The organism is Herpetosiphon geysericola (genome assembly GCF_001306135.1).
In the GTDB taxonomy this organism is placed as follows: domain Bacteria; phylum Chloroflexota; class Chloroflexia; order Chloroflexales; family Herpetosiphonaceae; genus Herpetosiphon; species Herpetosiphon geysericola.
Genome location: NZ_LGKP01000035.1, coordinates 525,682 through 546,060 on the forward strand (window position 1 = coordinate 525,682; position 20,379 = coordinate 546,060).

A 20,379-nucleotide genomic window follows, 5' to 3' on the forward strand; every position below is an offset into this window, starting at 1 on the left:
ATGCTATTACAAGCAGGAACCGAATTGTTGGGGCGTTATCACATCGTGCGGGCGATCGGCCAAGGCGGTATGAGCGCAGTCTATGCTGCGTTTGATCGCCAACTGAACACGCCGGTGGCGATCAAACACTTTCGCAATCACGATCCTGCTTTGCATGCCAGCCTCGACCGCGAAGCCCAAATTTTAGCGCGGTTGCAACACCCCGCCTTGCCGCGCGTCTATGATATTCGCCGCGATAACGATGATGCCTATTTGATTATGGATTTGATCGAGGGCGAAACGCTTGGCACGTTGCTAACCCAACGCGGCAGCGGCTTCGAGCCAGCAACGGTGGTGGCGTGGGCGGCAACCTTGGCCGAGCCACTGAGCTATTTGCATCAGCAAATGCCGCCGGTGATTCACCGCGACATCAAGCCGCATAATGTGATGCGCCCGCCCGCTGGCAAATTGATTTTGCTCGATTTTGGCCTAGCCAAACAGTGGTCAACTGGCCAGCAAAGCGTGATTGCCTATACCCTGCCCTATGCCTCGTTGGAGCAGATTCAGGGCACAAACACGCTTGATCAACGCAGTGATGTCTATGGATTTGGCGCAACGCTCTATCATTTATTGACCAATCGCGAGCCAGTTGATGCGTTGACTCGTGCCAGCGCCCAAATTTATGCCAACCCCGACCCATTGCCCTTGCCAAGCAGTCTGAATAATGCAGTTACGCCAGCGCTTGATCGGGTGCTCATGGATAGTTTGGCCTTGCGCGCCCATGAACGACCAGCGAGCATTCGTGATGTGGTGACGTTGTTGCAAGCAGCGCAATCAGCGACGGTGAGCGTGCCCTTAGTTGCGGCCAATAGTGCTGGGCAGCTAACAATTCGGGTTGATGCCCAACTGCCGGATGGGGTGAGTTATGCGCCGCCGCGTCGTTTTGAGCCACGACCTGCGCCAGCCTCAACTCCGGCTGCTCCACCACAGCGCCAACGCCGTTGGAGTGCTGCTGAGCAAATGAACCGCGCGCAGTGGAGTATGCCCAGCTACGAACGATTATATGAGGATCGCGCAGAACCAAAGCCATTCAGCCCACTCAATAATCAGCAATGGATGGTTACCCAACAAGAAAATAATAGCCGGATGAATGCAATCTTAGATGATGAGGAGCTTGAAAATCCAACCAAAGTAATGAATGTTGTGTTTATCCTGATTATATTGATTGTATTAGCGGCATTTGGTATCTACGCTTAGGGAGCGGTTATGAGTTTAGGAGTTGGTTCAATTTTGCTTGGGCGCTACCATATCGTGCGGGCCATCGGCCAAGGCGGTATGAGCGCGGTCTATGCGGCCTTTGATCGCCAATTGAATACTCCGGTGGCAATCAAACACTTTCGCAATTCCGATCCTGCCTTGCATGCCAATCTCGACCGCGAAGCCCAAATCTTGGCTCGTTTGCAGCACCCCGCCTTGCCGCGTGTCTACGATATTCGCCGCGAGCACGATGATGCTTATTTGATCATGGATTTGATCGAGGGCGAGACCCTCGGCACATTGCTGACCCACCGTGGCAGCGGCTTCGATCCAGCAACGGTGGTGGCGTGGGCGACAACCTTAGCCGAGCCACTGAGCTATTTGCATCAGCAAACGCCGCCCGTGATTCACCGCGACATCAAGCCGCATAATGTGATGCGCACGCCCGCTGGCAAATTGATTTTGCTGGATTTTGGCTTGGCCAAACAATGGTCGACTGGTCAGCAAAGTGTGATTGCCTACACCCTGCCCTATGCGTCGTTGGAGCAAATTCAAGGTACGACCACGCTCGATCAGCGCAGTGATGTGTATGGCTTTGGTGCGACGCTCTATCATTTGCTAACGAATCGCGAGCCAGTCGATGCCCTGACGCGCGCCAGCGCGCAAATTTATGCCAACCCTGATCCCTTACCCATGCCGAGTAGCCTGAACAACGCGGTTACGCCAGCGCTGGATCGGGTGCTGCTGGATTGTTTGGCCTTGCGCGCCCATGAACGACCAGCGAGCATTCGTGATGTGGTGAATTTGTTGCAAGCAGCGCAAACCGCAACGGTCACGGTGCCTATGGTGGCGACCACGAGTGCTGGTCAACCAACAATTCGGGTTGATGTCCAACTGCCGGATGGCGTGAGTTATGCGCCACCGCGTCGTTTCGAGCCACGACCTGCGCCAGCCTCAACTCCGGCTGCTCCACCACAGCGCCGCTCAATTTTTCGGCCCAAGGCACTTGAACAGCTGAATTATGGTCAGTGGATGGTTCCACGCTTTGAGCAACCATATGAGCAACGCGAGGAGCCAAATTCATTGAGTCCGCTGAATGATCCCCACTGGATGATTGCCCGCGATGTAACCAATCGCCGCATTAAATCGGCACTTGATGATGATGACGATGGGATTAGCCCAAGCCAAGTTGTGAATGTTATCTTCTTTCTTTTAATTATTATTGTTATCGGATCGTGTCCATTTTTGGGCTAGGGAGAAGCTATGAGTTTAGGTGTTGGGTCAACGTTACTTGGGCGCTACCACATTTTGCGCTTGATTGGCCAAGGTGGCATGAGCACGGTCTATGCAGCCTTCGATCAACAGCTCAAACATCAGGTAGCAATTAAGTACTTTCGCGGCCAGGATGCGGTTTTTCAAAGCAATTTGGAGCGTGAAGCCCAGTTGCTGGCTCGTTTGCGCCACCCAGCCCTGCCCCGCGTCTACGATTTGCAGCGGGTTGGCGATGCTGCTTTTTTGATGATGGATCTGATCGAGGGCGAGAATCTTGGCACGCTTTTGGCCCAACGCGGTGCTGCCTTTGAGCCAGATGTGGTGCTGGCGTGGGCCAAGGCACTCGCACCAGCGATCAGCTATTTGCATCATCAAACGCCACCAGTGATTCACCGTGATATTAAGCCGCAAAACATTGTGCGCACGCCAGAAGGCCAATTGATGTTGATCGATTTTGGCTTGGCCAAGCAATGGGCTTCTTCAACCCAAAGCGTCGTTGCCTACACCTTGGCCTATGCCGCTTTGGAGCAAATTCAAGCGACTAGCCCAGTCAATCAGCGCAGTGATGTCTATAGTTTTGCTGCCACGCTCTATCATTTGCTGACCAATTGTGAGCCAGCAGATGCACTTACCCGCGCTAGTAGTCTGATTAACGGCCAGCCTGATCCGTTACTTAGTGCTGATTTATTGAATCCAGCAATTGCGCCAAGTTTTGCAGTAGCATTACATAATGCGTTAGCTTTGGCTGCGCACGAACGGCCTGCAAGCATCGATCAATTACTGCGCCAATTGCAGCAGGGCTACCACAATCAAGCGCTGCTGAGCAGTGCTGGCCAACCAACGATCGTGCAACGCCAAGCAGTGCAAACGATTGCCTTACCAACTGCCACCAAGCCCGCAGTTTCAGCCCAGCAAATTTTGCAACCACAAATAGCACCCCAGCAAATTACCTATCAAGAAACGAGCGGGATCGAAGATCCAGTGAATCGCTTTATTGTTTTTGCAGCGGTTTTCATCGTGCTCGCCTTAGCTGCACTTTGCTTCTACGGACAATCATTCTAATAATCCTCTGATTGTAGTGATCTGCGCTGGGCAAGGTTTTGTGGTATGCTTGGCGTATTTGAGCTTTAAAATCGAAGGAGTCGCATCTGTGGCTGATTACAGCGCTTATATTGAAAAAAGTTTTCGTGAACATATTGCGATGGCCGAGCAGGTCTTGGCCGAACAATCAGCAACGATTAATACCATGGCCAATGTGTTGATCGCATGCTATCAACAAGGCCATAAGGCTATTTTTTGTGGCAATGGTGGCAGTGCTGCCGATGCCCAACACCTTGCCGCCGAATTTGTCGGGCGCTATTTGATCGATCGCCGCCCGATTCCGGCGCTGGCGTTACACACCGATACCTCGACCTTAACCGCTGTCGGCAACGACTATGGCTACGATCAAGTCTTTTCGCGCCAAGTTCAAGCCCATATGAACCCAGGCGATGTACTGGTCTGTTTGACCACCAGCGGCAACTCGGTTAACGTAATCAAGGCTGCCGAAGTGGCTCGTGAGTTGGGCAACCCAGTGCTGGCCTTGCTTGGTGGCGATGGTGGCAAGATTTTGCCATTGTGCGATCATGCCTTGGTCGTGCCATTCAAATTGCCTTATTTGGTGCAAGAAATTTCGATGCTCGTTGGCCACTTGCTATGCGACCTGACCGAGCAAGCCTTGTTTGCCAAATAACTGGCGTGATCGACGCAACGACGCAGCGATTGAATGATCGCTGCGTTTTTTAATTAAGTTTTTTAGGTGAGATTTAACCATGAGCCAAGCAGCTGTATTTATTGATCGTGATGGTACCATCAATGTTGAAGTTAATTATTTGCATCAGCCAGAACTGGTGCAACTTGAGCAAACGGTTGGCCAAGCAATTGCCCGCTTGAACCAAGCTGGTTTTTTGGTTTTAGTGGTGACAAATCAATCGGGAATTGCCCGCGGCTACTATAGCGCTGAGGATATGCAGGCAGTGCATCGGCGGATTAGCGAACTGCTAGAGCCATATGGTGGGCATATTGATGCTTGGTATTGTTGCCCGCATCATCCTGAGGTAACTGGCGAATGTGCCTGTCGTAAGCCCAACTTGGGCATGTTCGCGCAAGCCCAAGCAGAATTCGCGATCGATCTCAGCCGTTCGTGGATGATTGGCGATAAACTGCTCGATGTGCAAGCTGGCATCAATTTGGGCGTGCCAGCAATTATGGTCCAAACTGGTTATGGCGCACAGCATCAACACGATTTGCCTGCCCATGCTATGCTGGTAGCGAATCTTAATGCTGCGGTCGACCTGATTGTGCAGGAGTAAGTATGCAACCTCAATCACCCCAACCACCACATCTTCAACAACAACCAACCGTTCAAATCGTGCCGCCATGGATGATTTCGGCTACCTTCGATTTGCCAGGCTTTCGGGTGGTGCAAAATCGTGGGATTGTGCGAGGCATTGTGGTGCGCTCGCGTTCAGTCTTTGGCACGATTGGCGCATCATTTCAAACATTAGTCGGCGGTAACATTACCATTTGGTCGAAGCTGTGTGAGCAAGCACGGCTCGAAGCATTTGAAATTATGTCGTTGCATGCCGCTGAATTAGGCGCAAACGCGATTATTGCGATGCGCTACGATGCCACCGAAATTAGCGCTGGCGTGACTGAAGTGTTGGCCTATGGCAGTGCTGTCATCGTTGAGCCAGTTCGTTAATTCAAAATCAGCCAAGCTATTGCCAATGCTAGCTTGGCTTTTTTGTAAATTGCTTAAGCGTATGCCACAATAGCTCAGCACCCACAAAGATGAAAAATGGCCCAGCCCAGATCCCATTAACGAACAACCATGTAGACCGCCAAATAAAGCGGTGGTCGGCCATCAAGCTCTCGACGCTGCTGCCAACATACAGACGTGGGGCATTTTCGATCACAGTATAGCCATGAGTTTCAAGGTTTTTGGTGATCGCCGTTTGTTGCGGATTTGGATTGGTTGGCTTGGCAATTAGCGCTGCCTTGATTGGCTGCTTCCATTCTTCACATTCGTATTCAAAATAGCCGCCGCACACAGCCCATGCCGGAACTGGCTGGTTGGGCTGCCAATCGGGGCTAGTCAGCGGTGCAACGCTCATCGCATGTGAGGTTGTGCTCGAGCGCCGAGCATCACGGGTAGTGTAGGAAAAAGTTAGGCCATACTCACGTTGTACAACTGCTTGCTCCAGCGTGAAGATCATGGCCTCGGGATGCTCGCTGATTTGCTCAGCCCGAATGTTGTCAATTTGAATCTGACCATAATACAAGCGCTCTTGGCTTGTACCAATTCCGGTGCCAATCAGCGTGCCAATATTCAACAAACAAATCACGCCCAACAGCGCATGGTTGATCCAGCGCTGGCTGAGGCGAACAAACAGGACAATACTGGCGATTCCAGCAATAATACCGAGTAGATAGGACGCGGACTCGCCCAGCCAAAAGCCAATTGCCCCACCCAAAACTGCACACCACAAACCAAAAAGCATCCCTATTATTAGCGTGCGCCCAAAGTTTAGCCATTGAGTTTTCATCCATTGTTCCTTATCGATTACGCAACCAACGCCAGGTAAACCGCACACAGCCGATCAGCACAATTGGCACGGCCCAGACCAAAACCATGATGATCCACACAAACAGCCATTGCCAGCGTTTGGCGGTATTGAAGCTATTCGAGCCTGCGCCAACTTCTAGGATTGGGGCATTGTTTAGCTCTACATAATCGTATGTGGCGAGGTTGGTAAGCTTGGCAACGGTGTATTTATCGAGGTACAGTTCTTCGGGCAATGCGCCATTCACAATTGGGTCATCCCAATCGTAGCAAGCGATGTTGTAATCGGCGTTGCAGGCGGCCCAAGCAGGCACAGGATCGCCATATTGCCAAGCGCTGGTGGTCAGTGGCGCAAGGCTGTAGTAGCTGTAAGTGATGCGTGAGCTTTTGCGATCTTTGCTGGCAACTTTGTGGACTGTGGCATAGTTGGTTTGTACCACTGCATCATTGAAGTAAAAGCTTGCTGCATTTGGATAATAAGGAATTTCGGCGGCGCTAATATTACGAATGCTTTCTTTGCCAGCGGTGTAGCGCATATAGCGCCTGCCCATGCCTGTAAACATCAAAATAACTACGTGCCAGATGATGATCATGCCTGCAAAACCATTGCTGATGCGACCATCAGTAGCGCCAGCCCAATACGCGCTGATGCCTAGCCAAGCGATGCCAATGAGGGCAAATGACCATGGCGGCGGCGTGAGAAACCCCAAAATTCCGCCGATAACCACACATAAAACGCTGTTATAAAACCCTGCCGCCACGTGAAACCCAAGACTGCGCCATGATTCAAACATGGGCTGGCTCCTTTCGCTGCATTGCTGTGCGCTAGGTACGCAGCTAGCTAGCGAGGGTTTTAGTGTACTAGCCGATCGCTGGTTGGGGAATAGCACAAAAACACCGTTGGAATGGCTCCAACGGTGTTTTGTTGATTGAACTTTTGGGCTATTGCTTAGACGTTTTCTTCGTCTTCGTCGGTGCCAAGCAGTTCGTTCAAGGTTGGTTTGCGACCTTCTTCTGCTTGCAAGCGAGCCATCGCTTGAGCAAAAAGATCATCTTTCGGCCCGTTGCCGCTATCAATGTTCGTAACAGCGTTTAAGGCTTCGTCGAACGAGCGTGGTGGCGCTGGCTTGGGTTCGCTGGCGATTGCTGGCGCTGGCGTTGCTGCTGGCGTTTCGCGATCTGCTGGCGCGCTGGTGATTTGGGCAACGCGCAAGGCGGCTTCTTCGGCCAATTTGCGGCGTTGCTCCATACCCGTGCCTGCTGGGATGAGCTTGCCAATAACCACGTTTTCCTTCAAGCCACGCAGGTAGTCGATCTTGCCGTTGACGGCAGCTTCGGTCAATACGCGGGTGGTTTCTTGGAATGAGGCCGCCGACAAGAATGAGTCGGTCGACAACGAGGCCTTGGTAATCCCCAACAGCACTGGCACTGCCAACGCTGGATCGCCACCTTGGCTCACAATCGAAGCATTGATCCGATTAAGTTCGTGCAGTTCGACCAATTCGCCTGGCAACAGTTCAGTATCGCCTGGCTCTTCGATGCGTACCCGCCGCAACATTTGGCGCACAATCACTTCAATGTGTTTATCGTTGATCCCCACACCTTGCGAACGATAAACCTTTTGGGCTTCGTTGGTCAGGTATTCTTGCACTGCTTCGCGACCACGCAATTGCAGCATTTCTTGTGGGTCAGACGAACCTTCGGTCATTTGCTGGCCAACTTGGACTAAATCGCCATCTTTGACCCGCAAGCGAGCGGCGTGGGCAATAACTTCTTCATGTTCTTCGATGTCTTTGGCTTGAATCACCAAGCGATCATCGTCAACATAGACGTTGCCTGCCAAGCCTGCGACCAATGGTGGGCGGCTGTCGCCGTCAACATTGCTTTCGGCCAAGAGGTTGCCAATTTCGACCGCATCGCCATTTTTGACGACCACGCGATAGTCTTTGGGCAACATTTGCTCGTCGGTATAAACTTCCTCAGAGACGATCCGCAAGCGCCGAATGCCTTCTTCTTCGCGCACAATCTGGACGCGGCCAGCAATTTGCGCCAACACGGCTTTACCCTTAGGAATCCGCGCTTCGAAGATTTCTTGCACCCGTGGCAAACCTTGGGTAATGTCGGTATCAGTTGCAACACCACCGGTGTGGAACGTCCGCAACGTCAGCTGCGTCCCTGGCTCACCGATTGATTGGGCTGCAATAATCCCAACAGCTTCGCCAATTTCGACCATCTTGCCAGTGGCAAGGTTGCGGCCATAACACTTGCGACAAATGCCATAATCGGCGTTACAGGTCAATACTGAACGGACATAAATGCCGAATTCAGCTTGGGCCTCTTTGTCGAGTGATTTCAGGACGTTGGCGATATGCTTGCCATCATCTTCTAAGATTTCGCTATCAGTCGGGAAAACGACTTCACCAGTCACCGGATTGGTAACCGGAGCCACCGTCACGCGCCCAACGATGCGATCTTCGACCGAGGCCAAAATATCGCGGCTGACCCGAATCCACATGCCTTCGGTGGTGCCACAATCTTCGATTGTCACAATCACATCTTGGGCAACGTCAACCAAACGGCGGGTCAAATAGCCAGCGTCTGCTGTCCGCAAGGCGGTATCAGCCAAACCTTTCCGGCCACCGTGAGTCGAGATGAAGTATTCGATAACGCTCAAACCTTCGCGGAAGTTGGCGGTAATCGGCAGTTCGATAATCCGTCCGGTTGGGTCGGTGGTCAAGCCCCGCATCCCAGCCATCTGGCGAATTTGCTCGACGTTACCACGCGCCCCAGAGGTTGACATCATCGAGACTGGCCCGAATGGATTCAACGAGCGTTGGACTTCAACCTTAATTTGGTTGGTTGCATCAAGCCATGCCGAAACCACTTCGCGATAGCGTTCGTCGTCGGTAATCAGTCCACGGCGCTGCATCTTTTCGATGTCTTGCACCTTCTTGTAGGTTTCTTCCACAATCGCATTTTTGGTGTCGGGAACTTCTACGTCCGAAGCCGAGAAGGTCATCCCGCCCAAGGTGGCGTGCTTGAAGCCCAAGGCCTTGATCCGGTCGGCCAAACGTGCCGTTCGTTCCGAGGCATAGAAGCGCAACAACGATTCTTCCGAGGTTTCAGGGCCGAAGCGTTCAATTAATTCTTGATACACATCAGCAATGATGTTCTCGCGTTGGGAGTGGAAGCGATAACAATCGGCGATCAAGGCTTTCAAGCCCGATTTGCCAACCAAGAAGTTGCGATAGTGCAAGGGTGAGCGATAGCCGTTTTCGCCAGCTTTTGGCTCGCCTTGGTAGCGCAACGCATTGTTGAAGATGATCCGCCCCACACTGGTCTCAATTAAGACCCGTGGGGTTACACCATCCAACGATGGCAATTCTTTATCGCGCAAATCGCTGCCTGGCAGAATGTAATCTTCGATCACAATCCAGACTGGCGCTTGAATATGTACGATGCCGTTGGTGTAGGCCAACAAGGCTTCGTCAATTGAACCAAAGCGCTTGCCGCCACCCTTGGCTCCAGGCCGAACTTGGGTCAGATAGAAACAACCCAACACGATGTCTTGTGATGGCGTAATAATGGGATCGCCAGTTGCAGGTGACAACAGGTTGTAGGTCGAGATCATCCGGCGACGCGCTTCTTCTTGGGCCTTGCGCGACAATGGAACGTGCACAGCCATTTGGTCGCCGTCAAAGTCGGCGTTGAACGCAGCACACACCAAGGGGTGCAATTGAATCGCCGAGCCTTCGATCAGCTTGGCTTCAAAGGCTTGAATTGACAAACGGTGCAGCGAAGGCGCACGGTTGAGCAATACCAAGTAGTCTTTGATGACTTCTTCGAGTACATCCCACACTTCTGGGCGAACCCGCTCAACGAAGCGCTTGGCTGATTTGATGTTGTGGGCAAAGCCTTTATCGACCAAACGGCGCATGACGAATGGCTTGAACAATTCCAAGGCCATTTTCTTGGGCAAACCACATTGGTGCAATTGCAGGGTTGGCCCAACCACAATCACCGAACGGCCAGAGTAGTCGACCCGCTTACCCAAAAGGTTTTGGCGGAAGCGACCTTGCTTGCCCTTGAGCATATCGCTCAAGCTCTTCAGCCGATGCTTGCCCTTGCCACTGACTGGGCGTCCACGGCGACCGTTGTCGATCAAGGCATCAACTGCTTCTTGCAACATCCGTTTTTCGTTGCGCACGATGATTTCAGGTGCGTTTAGCTCCATCAAGCGCTTGAGGCGATTATTGCGGTTGATCACCCGCCGATACAGGTCGTTCAAGTCGGAGGTCGCAAATCGACCACCATCAAGCTGCACCATCGGGCGCAAATCTGGTGGAATCACTGGCAACACGGTCATAATCATCCATTCAGGACGATTGCCGCTCTTGCGGAATGCTTCAACCACGCGCAGCCGTTTGGTGGCTTTCTTGCGGCGTTGGCCCGATGAACTTTGGACTTCGGCTTGGGTTTGATTCGACAATTCATCGAGATCAACCATCGATACGATGTCGCGCACCGCACCAGCACCCATATCGGCCTTGAAGGTGTAGGGCGCTAAATCACGCAGAATCCGATATTCGTTTTCCGAAATGATTCGGTGCAACTGAATATCATCCAAGCGATCAAGCTTGTCTTTTTCTTCTTTGTTGAGATCTTCAAGCTGCTTGATCAAGGCCGTGGTCAAACGCTCTTGCTCAGCATCAGCCACCGATTGGCGTTGATCACGCTCGCCGTCAGCCAACAAACGCACGTTTTCAATTTCGTATTCGCGGCGTTGTTCAAGCTTTTCGCGCTCTTGATCGATCAGTTGTTCGAGTTGTTCCAACGTGCGTTCGCGCACTGGCTCGTTTTCTTCGAGCAGCACCGTACCCCGATACACAATATCTTCATCGGCTAGTGCGTCGATGCCGATCAGTTCTTCGAGGTGTTCGCGCAATGCATTGGCTTCGTCTTCGATTTCTTGGCGTTGGCGGGCAAATTGTTCATGCGTGCGCTCCAACGTGCCTTCCATGGCATTATCCATCGCCGCAAGGTCTTTGCTTAAACGGGTTGCCTTTTCGCCACGTTGTTCAAGGATTTTTTCTTCCAGATCTTTGCGCCGCACGCCAAAGTCGGTCTTCATTTGCTCACGTACATTGCCCAATGCCAGATCATCGACATCGGTAATAATGTATGAAGCAAAATAAAGTACCCGCTCAAGATTACGCGGCGATATATCTAAAAGTAAACCCAAACGCGATGGTGTGCCTTTAACAAACCAAATATGCGATACAGGTGAGGCAAGTTTGATATGACCCATGCGATCGCGTCGCACTTTAGATCGCGTGACTTCTACGCCACATTTATCGCACACAATGCCTTTATAACGCACACGTTTGTACTTGCCACAGTAACATTCCCAATCGCGCGTGGGTCCGAAGATTTTTTCACAGAACAAGCCATCGCGTTCAGGACGCAGGGTTCTATAATTAATCGTCTCTGGTTTTGTTACTTCACCGTGTGACCAGCTCAGGATGTCTTCTGGTGAAGCGAGACTGATGCGAATTGCATTGAATTCATTGATTTCGAGCATGGTTGAACGCTCCTCGGTTAAGGAAGATAGTTTGCAAAATGCAAGCGCATCTTCTCGGTAATTGTTCCCCGCTCAGGCGACTTCTTCGGTTGCCATTGCTCAAATTGCTGCGCGATAGCAGCTTTACGTGCTAGCATCAGGCCATTATTATTACGATATAGCCAAATTGCTAAACACTTAGCACGAATTGTGCTCCACTTGATGTAATAATTATTGCGATTATGGCTAATATTTGGTGCTGGTATTCCGGTCATTAATTCAATATATCTACCTGTTTCAAGCAGTAATTGCTGAGAGCCAGAATAAATTTGAATAACAGGCCGATCACCATTCCAAACTAAGGTACCATCACCATCAATAAACCCACGAATAAAATCCACGAGATATTCGGTTGGTACATTAGGAAAGCCTATAACATGCGATTTGTTTGGAATTCCTCCAAGGTTGAGTAGATCATGATACAAGCCTTGATTGCAAATGACCATTTCGTGACAGCTTGATTCTTTACGTACTTGGCGTAAAGCTGCTGTTGCACCCATAGTATTAGCAATAGTTTGTAAGTGTTCTATATCAATGCTGGCGATCTGAACAAGGTGACCACCATTTCTGGAATGAATTCGCATATATCCATCGGCCCACCAATAACCTAGAACATAGGCCATGGTTGGTGACCATGTGCGAAAGAAAGGGTTGCTAGCAGCAGGTCGAGCCATGGTAGCACCGTGCGATAACGAGGCGGTAGTTCACGTCATTGGGAACTACCGCGAGAGCAATGGATCGCAACCGAAGTTTAGAGTTCGCCTTTTTCCATCCCCGACAGGTTGATGCCGTCGAGTGAGATTAAGTCATCGGCTTCGCTATCGGTTAGCTCAACCGGGCGTTCATCAGCGGTCAACACATCGACCGACAGACCAAGCGATTGCAACTCTTTGATCAAGACCTTGAACGATTCTGGTACGCCGGCTTCGTTGATCGGATCGCCCTTGACGATCGCCTCATACGTTTTGACCCGACCAACCACGTCGTCGGACTTGACCGTGAGCATTTCTTGGAGAATATAGGCTGCGCCATAGGCTTCGAGCGCCCAGACTTCCATTTCCCCAAAGCGCTGACCGCCGAACTGTGCCTTACCGCCGAGTGGTTGTTGAGTCACCAAGCTGTAGGGGCCAGTTGAGCGAGCGTGGATCTTATCTTCCACTAAGTGCGCCAACTTGAGCATATATTTGTAACCGACGGTCACTGGATTATCGAATTTCTCGCCAGTACGGCCATCGTAGAGATCGATCTTAGCATCGGATGGTAAGCCTGATTCAGCGAGTGCTTTGACAATATCCTCATCGCGTGCGCCGTCGAAGACTGGCGTGGCAATGCGGAAGCCCAAGCGTGAAGCAGCCCAACCCAAGTGGGTTTCCAAAATCTGGCCGATGTTCATCCGGCTTGGCACAGCCAACGGATTCAAGACGATATCGACAGGCGTGCCATCTGGTAAGAATGGCATATCTTCGATTGGCAGCACACGGCTGACCACGCCTTTGTTGCCGTGGCGACCAGCCATTTTATCGCCGGGGCTGATTTTGCGTTTTTGGCAGAGCATAACGCGCACGGTTTGGTTGACCCCGACTGGCATTTCAGTCGTTTCATCGCGGGTAAAGACCTTGACATCAATGACTTTACCTTTGACCCCGTTGGGAACGCGCAAGCTACTATCTTTAACTTCGCGAGCCTTTTCACCGAAGATCGCCCGCAAGAGGCGTTCTTCAGCGGTCAGGTCAGTTTCGCCCTTGGGTGTGATTTTGCCAACCAAAATATCGTTTGGCTGCACATCAGCACCAACGTAGATAATCCCGCGTTCGTCCAAGTTTTTAAGGCTATCTTGGCCGACGTTTGGAATATCGCGGGTAATTTCTTCGGGGCCAAGTTTGGTATCGCGGGCTTCGACTTCATATTTTTCAATGTGAATCGAGGTGAAAATATCTTCGCGGACCAAGCGTTCGCTAACCAAGATCGCGTCTTCGAAGTTCCCACCTTCCCAAGGCATATAGGCCACGAGAATGTTTTGGCCAAGCGCTAGCTCGCCATTTTGGGTCGAAGAACTATCGGCGATTACCTCGCCAGCCCGAATTTTATCGCCAATAAAGACGCTTGGGCGTTGGTTGATACAGGTATCTTGGTTCGAGCGCAAGAACTTGAGCAATGGATAGGTGCGTTCGGTGCCATCGTTTTCGCGCACCAAAATGCGTTCGCTATTTGATGAAAGCACCACAGCATCGGCACGAGCCACAACCACCTGACCTGAGTCGCGGGCGGCTTTGTGTTCCATGCCAGTGCCGATAATTGGCGCGTCTGGGCGCAACAATGGCACTGCTTGGCGCTGCATATTCGAACCCATCAAGGCACGGTTTGCATCGTCGTGTTCCAAGAACGGAATCAACGCGGTTGAAACGCTGACCACCTGCTTGGGCGAAACGTCCATATAATCGACAGAAGCGATTGGTGATTGGACGAAATCTTCAGCGTGGCGGCATGAAACCGTTGGGTCGATAAAGCGGAAGCGTTCGTCGAGCAAAGCGTTGGCTTGGGCAATAATGAACTTATCTTCTTCGTCGGCTGGCAAGTAGTCGGTTTCATTGGTGACAACTGGGTGAATTTTGATTGCGCGCAAGGGCAAATCGGCAATTTTGGTTGCCAAGGCCCGATCAATTTCGGTGCCAGTTTCAGCGATCAAATCGCCAGTCGCTGGGTTGACAATATCTTCGCGCAGCAACTGGCCATTCAGCACACCAATCGCAATGATCTTGGCTAATTCCTCGTCAACGCGAGCGCCAGCGCGGGCGATCAACTCGCCAGTGCTCAGGTGGCGGACATCGCGTGTGGTCATGCCGCGTTCAAGCCAAAGTGGCGTGTTATCGACTTCACGGTACACGCGGCGATATGGCGTTTCGAGGAAGCCCATTTCGTTGACGCGGGCAAAGGTCGACATCGTGCCAATCAGACCGATATTTGGCCCTTCAGGCGTTTCGACTGGGCAGATCCGGCCATAGTGCGAGTGGTGAACGTCGCGAACTTCGAAGCCAGCGCGATCGCGGCTCAGACCACCAGGCCCAAGCGCTGAAAGCCGGCGTTTGTGGGTCAACTCAGCCAATGGATTGGTTTGATCCATGAACTGCGAAAGTTGCGAACCGCCGAAGAACTCGCGCATTGCAGCGACCACAGGCCGGATATTGATCAAGCCATTGGGCGTTGCTGCCTCTGGTTCTTGCAACGACATACGTTCCTTGATGACCCGTTCCATGCGCAACAAACCGACGCGGAATTGGGTTTGAATCAATTCGCCAACGGTCCGCACACGGCGGTTGCCAAGGTGGTCAATATCGTCTGGGTTGCCAATCCCATTATTGAGATCGATCAAGCGCTCGACAATTTTGAACAAATCGGCTTTGCTCAGGACGCGCATGCTGAGGCTGGGAATTTCTTGGCCTTCGAAGAGGCGGCTTTTTTCCCAGAGATTACGATTTAATTTATAGCGACCGACTTTGCCCAAGTCGTAGCGGCGCGAGTTGAACAGCAAGGTTTCCAATAACGAGCGAGCGTTATCGACGGTTGCTGGGTCACCTGGGCGCAAGCGCTTGTACAATTCCATAATCGCTTCTTTGGCATTGGTTGATGGATCTTTATCCAAGGTTGAAGCGATATATTGGTGGTCGCGGTTAACATCGACATTCGCGAACAAGGCCATAACTTCTTCGTTGAGGCCACATTGATCGAGTGGTTTCTCGCCGAACAAGCCCAGCACAGCGCGGATCAAGATGGTGACTGGCAACTTACGTTTGCGGTCGACCTTGACCGAAAGCACATCGCGCTTATTGGTTTCGAACTCCAGCCAAGCACCACGATTGGGGATCAACTTGGCGCTATGGAGCGAACGACCGCTGGTTGGCTCTTTTTCTTCTTTGAAATACACGCCAGGCGAGCGAATCAACTGCGACACAACAACCCGTTCTGCGCCGTTGATCACAAACGTCCCATTATTGGTCATCAATGGGAAGTCGCCAAGGAAAATATCGCTTTCCTTGATTTCGCCAGTCGTTTTGACCTTTAACCGCACGCGGACACGGAGTGGCGCGGCGTAGGTCATATCGCGTTCACGGCACTCAAATTCGTTATAGCGGGGTTCGCCGAACTCATAATCGCTAAACGAAAGCTCTAGGTTTTTGCCCGTGAAGTCGTCGATGGGATTAATTTCATCGAACAACTCACGAAGCCCCTCACGTTGAAACCAGCGAAACGAATCGATCTGGGTTTCGATCAACTTCGGTAATTCAATCGCATCGGTAATGCGAGCAAAACTCCGACGTGATGCGATCATCGCACGACCTTGGTCATCGCGGAAGATACTGGACGTGATCAGCGGTGGCAGGATAACAGTTGACTGAACTTGCGGCATCAGCTTCGCTCCCTAGCCCCGCAAAAGCACAAAATGCTCACCTCCAAACACCCGTAGTCAAAAATGCGACTTGTGGTTGTCCGGCTGCGAGTTTGACTGCTTTTGGCGGCAGCGCAACGAAAAATACGCCCAACGGCGTGGTATTGATATACATTCTTGGCGTGGATCGAAAGCCTCGTCCAAACACTACGAAAAGCTATTTTTGCAAAAGGAGATTATAACAGCAAGGTCGAGAGGTGTCAAGAGACAATACGAGGTTTAAACTTGCGGGCATTATACTCTTGCGCTCGAGAGAAGTCAACCCCTTTTTTTAGAAATTCGCACATATGTTTTGAAGGCTAAGAAAAGGGGTTGTTTGGTTAGTGTTGTTCGAGCCATTCGCGGGCAAATTGGGCATCGCGGCCAATTTGGGCTACCAGCTGTTCGATGCCAGCAAATTTTTGTTCGCCGCGAATATGCTGCAAAAAGCTGACCCGCAACGAGCGGCCATAAATATCTTCGTTGAAATCGAAAAGATGGGCCTCGACCGCACGCCCAAGCACGCCAAAGGTTGGCCGAACGCCAATGTTGGTCACCGCGCCAAAACTGCGCCGATCATCAAGCAACTGAACGTTGCAAACATACACGCCATCTGCTGGCAACATGTGATTGCTGGCAATTTGCACATTGGCGGTGGGAAAGCCAATTTTGCGCCCGCGCTGGTCGCCTGGCACAACGATGCCTTGTAAGCTAAACGGTCGCCCAAGGTAGTGATTGGCGGTTTGCACATCGCCAGCGGCCAAGCAGCTGCGAATTGCAGTCGAGCTAACAATCTCATCATCAAGCGTCCAATAGGGAATTGGCTCAATTGTAAAGCCCAGCTCCTGCCCTAAATTCTGCAACACGGGCATGGTGCCAGCACCACGGTGACCAAGCTTAAAATCTGGCCCAATCCATAATTCGCGCACTGGAACGTGATTTAACAATAGTTGTAGAAACGCCTTGGGGCTAAGTTGCGAGGTGGCCTGATTAAACGGCAGAACGGCCAAGAGATCAATGCCAAGATCTTGCATTAACGCTGCACGCTCATTGATGGTGGTCAAATAGCGAATCTCACGCTCAGGCCGCAGAATCTCATCAGGATGCGGATCAAACGTCAGCACCGCACTATGACAATCGAGCTGGCGAGCGCGTTCAACCAAACGGCGAAGAATGTGTTGATGGGCTTGATGCACGCCATCAAACTTTCCAATCGTTAAGAGCGTCGGAGTTTTATACTGCACGCTGGCAAGTTCAGCAAAATGCATGGCCTAGTTCCAATTCATAAAGTTGCCAATATCGCCTCAAAAGATACCATTGTCATTGGTAAATAGCAAAGGATGTGCGAGGGGCCAGCGATGAAGGATGAAGGATGAAGGATGAATTATGAGGGATCAGATAAAAATCAGAAGGCAAAAGGCAGAAGGCAAAAAGAGAATAGGGCTATTGGCTGGAGGCTAGGGCTATCGGACAAGTTGTGGCGAAAAAGCGGCTCATTGTTAACGCAGCGGCGCAGCGGATAGATGGCTATTGGCTGGAGGCTAGGGGCTTTTGGCTTGTGGAACTCAATCTGAGTAATCTGTGCCAATCTGTGGCTAAAACGTAGCCTTCGTGCGCTTTGTGGATCAAATTAACGCAGAGGCGCAGAGCGACCGAACGATGATGGATGAAGGATAAGGGATGAAGCCTAGAGCCTAGAGCCTCATCCCCTTCGCGTTCTTCGTGGATCAATTCCCGATCCCCAGCCCCTGAACCCCGACCCCTAGCTTTAAGCCTCAGCCTTAGCTCGATAGCGTAACAACATGCCACCAAGCGTAATCAACCAAATTTGCCAGAGACTACCACTGACCATCAACATTGGCCCAGCGCTGAGATTATAGACCTCGATCAGTGGAATGAGCACGCTAATGGCAACCACCAGCCCACTATAGCCAAACCAGCGTGGTAATTGGCGCTGCCGCAGAATGCTCAACGATATCCCTGCTGTCCACAAACCAGCAAAAAAGGCTACGCCGATTTGTTCGCCAACTCCGCCAGCGTAGTTGTTGAAACTGGTATACAGCAACTCGATACTTGCGCGCAGATTGGGATCGCTGGTTGTACTGTATTGTTCGGCTAAACTGGGCATTAGCAAGAGCCAACGCCCAATGCCTAGCAATTTGGCGAAGCCTGCCAAGATGCCAAAGCCTGCGCTGACCCGTAGCAAGCTGCTTTCGCTGCCCAAAATCTGCCAAAGCAACAAGGCAATTGGAATGAGCATGGTCGCCGAGAGAAAGTAGGCTGTGTAGCCCAAGGCAACCGCCGAGCGTTCTTGCAGAATCAAGGGCAAGGCTTGGGCGGCAGGGTTATCAAGGCTAGCTGGCCAATCGATGGCGCTGCCAAGCACCAAAAATGTCAGTATAAAGATCAAAAATTGGCTAAAGAGCAAGCCTGCTGCCCAGCGATAGGTGCTGGTTCCGTTGCGTGCAGCTTGGTTGGTTGTTGGATAGGCTTTGGTGGCGATCATAGTCGTTCCTTTCAAATTTAAGTTGGTTGGGCGATTGGGAGTTGTAGCTCGATAACCGCAGGCTCGCGAATGCCGCCCTGTGGATCGTGGGCAGGCCCAGAGCGATGAAACTCACGTAGCGGCCCAATAATCTGGTAGTTGTGTAAGCCAACCCAGCCCAACAGCGCCAAAGCAGCGGCGTGAATCTCGCTAAAACTGCCTTCGAAAGCGAGGGTTGCGGCCAGTTCGAGGCTAGACAAGGTTTGAAACTTGATGTTGCTATCGGGCAATTGGGCTAAATTGTGCTCGGCCAAACTCACGGAGACTTCGACTTCAATATCGGTTTCGCTAAACTCCTCGTTGTGATAGATCGTAATTTCTTGGGCAAGGATTGGGATGCGCTGCTGGTGCACATGTTGATACAGTGATGTATAAAGCCGATGGCAGTAATAGCCCATTTGATCAAGGCTTGGTACAATCGCTTGCATGCTGACAACTGGCTGGGCATCGGTCGATTTGAGCATCATTGCGTAGGGCCATGGCTCTTGTTCATGCTCAATTTGGGCCAAACGAGCGCTGACCTCGGCTAATTGGGCTTGCTTTTTGGCAAGTTCAGCGGTTAAACGGGATTCTTGCAAGCGCAACATACCGCGCAGTTGACCAGCCGAAAGATCATCATGGTTCAATAGTTCGCTAATCTGTTGTAGACTGAGGCCCAAGCCGTTGAGCGCAACAATTCGATGCAGCCGTGGCAATTGCTCGACCGTGTAATAGCGATAGCCTGTCCACTGATCGATCTGGCTTGGAATGAGCAAGCCTAACTTGTCGTAATGGCGGAGCATGCGCACCGAAACCTGCGCCAAGCGCGAGAATTCACCAATTTTGAACATCGCATCCATCCTTGTGTAACGCTGCCGTTGATGCTACACCCTAGCACAGTGGTAGAGTCAAGCGGCAATTAATCGCAGCATTTAACCAACCGAGAGGAGTTCCATGATGGCAGCGTGGCTTAAAATGACGCTGTGGTCGTTGTTTATCGTTGTTGTCAGTTGTAGCCTAGCAGTAGGCTTTGTGGTTTATTCATTTAATCGTATGTTTGGCCGAAATACGCCTGAGAAGGCTCGGCTTGCGCCAATTATTATTGACGAGCCAATCGGTGATTGTAGTATTTCACCAGCGCGTAACTTTGTTTTAGCAACGGCATTTAAAGACGGGGTGGGATCACAGAAAATCTATAATTTAAAAACTGGCGACGAAGTTGCTTATCCTGATCATCCTGAAGCCGATATCTATGGAAATAACAGCTATGGCAACGCACTAGGCTGGATCAATGACCCAACCCAAGATATTGCGTTAGTTTCTCCCTACTGGCTCGTTAACTTCACCACAGGAGAGGTAACAAAAGTTGAGTTGTCGGTTGAGCAACAGTCAACAGATTGGTGGGAACCACTCTTAATGCCTGATTATCAAGACTTCTCTGTGAAATCGCCAGATCAACGGTATGTTGCTGACTCAGGCAGGATTTATCGAGCAACGACGGGCAAATTGTCAATAAGTGATTTAGTTGTGTCATTCTCCGATAGTTACCCTGAAGTATGTACTAATCCTTGGGAGCCAGATAGTAGCGGTTATTACTTTATTGATGGGTCTTCACGGGCCGATATGAGTGGACCACTGCGTTTCCTCAAAAATCCTGAACGTTAGACCATAACTCAATTTTGTGGAAACTAGCAGAGAGG

15 protein-coding genes are annotated in these 20,379 nt (G+C 51.2%); 7 read left to right on the forward strand and 8 right to left on the reverse strand.

Features of this window, described 5'->3' with window-relative positions:
* The 6 genes from SE18_RS23075 (at nt 1) to SE18_RS23100 (ending at nt 5,251) form a co-directional block, all read left to right on the forward strand.
* On the forward strand, nt 1-1,236 hold the full coding sequence (locus SE18_RS23075; RefSeq protein WP_054536827.1) for a serine/threonine protein kinase: 1,236 nt from the start codon (nt 1-3) through the stop codon (nt 1,234-1,236).
* A gap of 9 nt (nt 1,237-1,245) precedes the next feature.
* Nucleotides 1,246-2,490, forward strand: a complete 1,245-nt coding sequence (locus SE18_RS23080; protein WP_054536828.1) for a serine/threonine protein kinase — start codon at nt 1,246-1,248, stop codon at nt 2,488-2,490.
* A gap of 9 nt (nt 2,491-2,499) precedes the next feature.
* Nucleotides 2,500-3,570, forward strand: a complete 1,071-nt coding sequence (locus tag SE18_RS23085) for a serine/threonine-protein kinase (RefSeq protein ID WP_054536829.1) — start codon at nt 2,500-2,502, stop codon at nt 3,568-3,570.
* A gap of 139 nt (nt 3,571-3,709) precedes the next feature.
* Nucleotides 3,710-4,240, forward strand: coding sequence for a D-sedoheptulose-7-phosphate isomerase (locus SE18_RS23090; RefSeq protein ID WP_054536906.1), 531 nt, complete (start codon nt 3,710-3,712; stop codon nt 4,238-4,240).
* 79 nt (nt 4,241-4,319) lie between these two features.
* Nucleotides 4,320-4,859, forward strand: a complete 540-nt coding sequence (locus SE18_RS23095; RefSeq protein ID WP_054536830.1) for a D-glycero-alpha-D-manno-heptose-1,7-bisphosphate 7-phosphatase — start codon at nt 4,320-4,322, stop codon at nt 4,857-4,859.
* A gap of 2 nt (nt 4,860-4,861) precedes the next feature.
* On the forward strand, nt 4,862-5,251 hold the full coding sequence (locus tag SE18_RS23100; RefSeq protein WP_201783528.1) for a YbjQ family protein: 390 nt from the start codon (nt 4,862-4,864) through the stop codon (nt 5,249-5,251).
* Between the two features lie 28 nt (nt 5,252-5,279).
* On the opposite strand, the gene SE18_RS23105 is transcribed toward SE18_RS23100, so the two are convergent.
* The 8 genes from SE18_RS23105 to SE18_RS23140 form a co-directional block, all read right to left on the reverse strand.
* The gene (locus tag SE18_RS23105) at nt 5,280-6,095 is read right to left on the reverse strand and encodes a hypothetical protein (RefSeq protein ID WP_054536831.1); all 816 of its coding nucleotides are present in this window, start codon (nt 6,093-6,095) and stop codon (nt 5,280-5,282) included.
* A gap of 10 nt (nt 6,096-6,105) precedes the next feature.
* Complete coding sequence (locus SE18_RS23110; RefSeq protein WP_054536832.1) at nt 6,106-6,906, reverse strand: hypothetical protein; 801 nt, start codon at nt 6,904-6,906, stop codon at nt 6,106-6,108.
* A gap of 155 nt (nt 6,907-7,061) precedes the next feature.
* Nucleotides 7,062-11,693: a DNA-directed RNA polymerase subunit beta' gene (rpoC, locus tag SE18_RS23115; protein ID WP_054536833.1), complete on the reverse strand. Its 4,632-nt coding sequence runs from the start codon at nt 11,691-11,693 to the stop codon at nt 7,062-7,064.
* Between the two features lie 17 nt (nt 11,694-11,710).
* Complete coding sequence (locus tag SE18_RS23120) at nt 11,711-12,406, reverse strand: LAGLIDADG family homing endonuclease (protein ID WP_054536834.1); 696 nt, start codon at nt 12,404-12,406, stop codon at nt 11,711-11,713.
* 77 nt (nt 12,407-12,483) lie between these two features.
* Nucleotides 12,484-16,137, reverse strand: a complete 3,654-nt coding sequence (gene rpoB, locus SE18_RS23125; protein ID WP_054536835.1) for a DNA-directed RNA polymerase subunit beta — start codon at nt 16,135-16,137, stop codon at nt 12,484-12,486.
* Between the two features lie 359 nt (nt 16,138-16,496).
* Nucleotides 16,497-17,423 carry a bifunctional riboflavin kinase/FAD synthetase gene (locus SE18_RS23130; protein WP_054536836.1) on the reverse strand — a complete coding sequence of 309 codons (927 nt, stop codon included), beginning with the start codon at nt 17,421-17,423 and terminating at the stop codon, nt 16,497-16,499.
* Between the two features lie 500 nt (nt 17,424-17,923).
* Nucleotides 17,924-18,661, reverse strand: coding sequence for a DUF4386 domain-containing protein (locus tag SE18_RS23135; RefSeq protein ID WP_054536837.1), 738 nt, complete (start codon nt 18,659-18,661; stop codon nt 17,924-17,926).
* A gap of 17 nt (nt 18,662-18,678) precedes the next feature.
* A complete protein-coding gene (locus SE18_RS23140; RefSeq protein WP_054536838.1) occupies nt 18,679-19,530 on the reverse strand; it encodes a MerR family transcriptional regulator in 852 nt (283 codons plus the stop codon).
* Between the two features lie 106 nt (nt 19,531-19,636).
* Here SE18_RS23140 and SE18_RS23145 point away from each other — a divergent pair, with 106 nt between their 5' ends.
* On the forward strand, nt 19,637-20,344 hold the full coding sequence (locus SE18_RS23145) for a hypothetical protein (RefSeq protein WP_054536839.1): 708 nt from the start codon (nt 19,637-19,639) through the stop codon (nt 20,342-20,344).
* The last annotated feature ends 35 nt before the right edge of the window (nt 20,345-20,379 follow it).